This window comes from Mycobacterium sp. UM_Kg1 (assembly GCF_000972925.1).
In the GTDB taxonomy this organism is placed as follows: Bacteria; Actinomycetota; Actinomycetes; order Mycobacteriales; family Mycobacteriaceae; genus Mycobacterium; species Mycobacterium hiberniae.
This window is the reverse complement of the sequence record NZ_JRMK01000295.1, coordinates 1-1,630: the sequence shown is the minus strand read 5'-3', so window position 1 is coordinate 1,630 and position 1,630 is coordinate 1. Positions and strand designations below refer to the sequence as shown.

Annotated in this window: 3 protein-coding genes; all 3 read left to right on the top strand. The window is 66.4% G+C overall.

Features of this window, described 5'->3' with window-relative positions:
• Positions 1–102: 102 nt before the first annotated feature.
• The gene (locus tag LI92_RS21160) at positions 103–300 is read left to right on the top strand and encodes a hypothetical protein (RefSeq protein WP_046322453.1); all 198 of its coding nucleotides are present in this window, start codon (positions 103–105) and stop codon (positions 298–300) included.
• A 116-nt stretch (positions 301–416) separates the two neighbouring features.
• Positions 417–515: an Ms4533A family Cys-rich leader peptide gene (locus LI92_RS24545; RefSeq protein WP_353585458.1), complete on the top strand. Its 99-nt coding sequence runs from the start codon at positions 417–419 to the stop codon at positions 513–515.
• Positions 516–645: 130 nt separating this feature from the next.
• On the top strand, positions 646–1,630 hold a 985-nt coding region (locus tag LI92_RS21155), incomplete at its 3' end, for a sulfate ABC transporter substrate-binding protein (protein WP_152665581.1).

Here is a 1,630-nt window from a genome sequence, read left to right as displayed (position 1 = left end):
GTCGCCCGGCTTCGCCGTGCTCGCGATCACCGCGGTGCCGGTGGGCGGTGACCCGCGTCGCCCGGCTTCGCCGTGCTCGCGATCACCGCTAAGGTGGGCTAGGTGGTGGGCTTCCTGAGCTGGTGGGACGGTGTTGAGCTCTGGCTGTCCGGCCTCGGCTTCGTGGTGCAGACCGCCGTGGTGATGCCGGTGGTGTTGCTGTTGGCCTACGGTCTGGCGTCGCTGCTGGATGCGCTGTTGGGGGAGGGAATTCAGGTGCTCGAACGTGTCCGGCACGGTCGTGACGGCGGGACCCACTGATGCCGCGCTCACAAGTGACCCTGGTGCTGGTCAGTCTGATCCTGCTGGTGATCGTCACCTGGTTGCTGACTCGCTGAACCGCTGCCGCAGGCTGAGCCTCTGTTATGCTTCCCGGCATGTTCGCAGCGACCGGTGACCGGCGGCGCCAGGTTTTGGCGTTCCCGATGCTCGCCGTGATCACTTCCGCTGTGGCCGACCTGCACTGTTGTCTCTGACATCGCCACCCGTCGGCGCACCGGTGTCGTCATTGCTGACGCACGATATCTCCAGCGAATGCCCTTGCGCGATCCGACGGACAAGCACTCTTGCTGAGGTTCCGTACGGATTCGCCGAGAAAGGTCCCCAATGCCCAGAACCATCGCGCGCAGTGCCGCATTGGCGTTGGCTGCCGCCTTGGCCTTGACCACGCTCACCGGCTGTGGCGGCGGTCCCAGCGACGTGGTGGGCGGCGGCGGGCGGTCCGAAGCCCACACCACCTTGACCCTGGTGGCCTACGCGGTTCCCGAGCCCGGCTGGAGCAAGGTGATTCCGGCCTTCTACGCCACCGAACAGGGGGCTGATGTCCAGGTCGTCACCTCCTACGGCGCATCGGGAGATCAGTCGCGCGGCGTGGTCAGCGGCAAGCCCGCGGACCTGGTGAACTTCTCGGTGGAACCCGACATCACCCGGCTGGTCAAGGCCGGCAAGGTCGCCGAGGACTGGAACGCCGACGTCACCAGGGGCATCCCGTTCGGGTCGGTGGTGACGCTGGTGGTGCGCCAGGGCAACCCCAAACACATCAAGGACTGGGACGACCTGCTGCGGCCCGAGGTGGAGGTGATCAGCCCCAGTCCGCTGAGCTCCGGGTCGGCGAAGTGGAATCTGTTGGCCCCTTACGCCGTCAAAAGTGAAGGCGGCAAGAACCCGCAGGCCGGCCTCGACTTCGTCGATCAACTGGTCAGCAACCACGTCAAGCTGCGACCCGGCTCGGGGCGCGAGGCTACCGACGTCTTCCTGCAGGGCAGCGGGGACGTACTGATCAGCTACGAGAACGAGGCGATCGCCGTCGAGCGCAAGGGCAAGCCGGTGGAGCACATCAACCCCCCGCAGACCTTCAAGATCGAGAATCCCCTGGCGGTGGTGAGTTCGAGCAGGCATCTGGAAGCCGCCACCGCGTTCAAGAATTTCCAGTACACGCCCGCCGCGCAACGCCTGTGGGCCGAAGCCGGCTTCCGCCCGGCCGACCCGAGCGTCGCCGCGGAGTTCAGCGGCTCGTTCCCGGCTCCCGACAAACTCTGGACCGTCGCCGACCTGGGCGGCTGGAGCGTCGTCCTGTCTCTTATACACATCT

Excerpts from the sequence above, each read along its gene's own strand:
- LI92_RS24545 (WP_353585458.1), top strand. The coding sequence starts at position 417 with ATGTTCGCAGCGACCGGTGACCGGCGGCGCCAGGTTTTGGCGTTCCCG.